The sequence below is a fragment of the Vibrio sp. 10N.261.52.A1 genome, from assembly GCF_002876325.1.
GTDB lineage: Bacteria > Pseudomonadota > Gammaproteobacteria > Enterobacterales > Vibrionaceae > Vibrio > Vibrio chagasii.
The window spans coordinates 1-1,342 of record NZ_MCYD01001248.1; the positions used below are offsets into that span (position 1 = coordinate 1).

The window sequence follows — 1,342 nt, forward strand, 5'->3', positions numbered from 1 at the left end:
GCTATAAGCGATGTGTATTTTGCTATTAAGCAGTCAGAGACAAGATTGTGCCTGGCAGTACAAGGAATACCGCAACAAGGTAACCGGCAACAACAGCTTTGTTCTTCACAGCCATGTCTGAAATCATGTCTGCCGCTTTAACTGGTAGCTCACGTAGGAACGGGATACCGAAGATGAATACTGTTGCCATGATGTTGAACACCAAGTGTACTAGAGCAATCTGAAGTGCGAATACTGCGAACTCACCAGATACTGCTGTCGCTGCAAGCAGAGCGGTAATACATGTACCGATGTTTGCGCCTAGAGTGAATGGGTAAACATCACGTACTTTAAGAACACCTGAGCCTACTAGTGGAACCATCAAGCTTGTTGTCGTTGAAGAAGACTGAACAAGGATAGTAACGATAGAGCCAGAAGCGATACCGTGGATTGGACCACGACCAATTGCGTTCTTAAGAATCTCACGAGCACGACCAACCATTAGGCTCTTCATTAGCTTACCCATAACAGTGATAGCTACGAAGATAGTTGCGATACCTAGAGCGATAAGCATGATGCCGCCAATCGTGTCGCCAAATGTTGATAGAGGCTCTTTGATTGCGCTTACTACTGGTTTAGTGATTGGCTTGATGAAGTTAAGACCCTTCATGCTCATATCACCTGTTGCTAGCATCGGAGATACCAACCAGTGAGAAATCTTCTCTAGAATACCAAACGCCATCTCTAGCGGTAGGAAAATAGCTACAGCCAATAGGTTGAAGAAGTCGTGAATCGTCGCACTTGCGAATGCGCGTTTGAACTCTTCTTTACAACGAACGTGACCAAGGCTAACTAGCGTATTGGTTACCGTAGTACCAATGTTTGCACCCATGATCATAGGGATTGCTAGCTCAACAGGTAAACCACCTGCCACAAGGCCAACGATAATTGAAGTAACTGTACTTGATGATTGAATAAGTGCGGTTGCAACTAAACCAATCATTAAGCCTGCAACTGGGTGTGAAGCAAATTCAAAAAGAACTTTTGCTTGTTCGCCTGTTGCCCATTTGAAGCCTGTACCAACCATTGAAACTGAAAGTAATAGTAGGTAAAGCATGAATGCCAAGTTAGCCCAGCGTAGCCAACGAGTTGTGCTCGAAATAGGCGCTGCTGCAGTAGTAGCTTGGTTCATAATGTTTTCTCCATAGGACCGTTTAAGTCTGTGTTTGGTCTGTTTGTTTAATCTGAGCGTGATGTTAGAGGTGAAATATTTCAGTAATATTACATTTTGGTTGAGGCGGGACTTTTTTGTGATGATTTACTGTTTAAATATTCTGGTAGTAAATGTGGCTATTTTAAGTTG

At 43.4% G+C, this 1,342-nt stretch carries 1 protein-coding gene; it reads right to left on the reverse strand.

The window, feature by feature from the left end; translation table 11 throughout:
- Window positions 1–25: 25 nt before the first annotated feature.
- Window positions 26–1,171 (reverse strand): Na/Pi symporter, encoded by a 1,146-nt coding sequence (locus BCT81_RS26335; protein WP_004739535.1) that lies wholly within the window; start codon window positions 1,169–1,171, stop codon window positions 26–28.
- Window positions 1,172–1,342 lie beyond the last annotated feature (171 nt).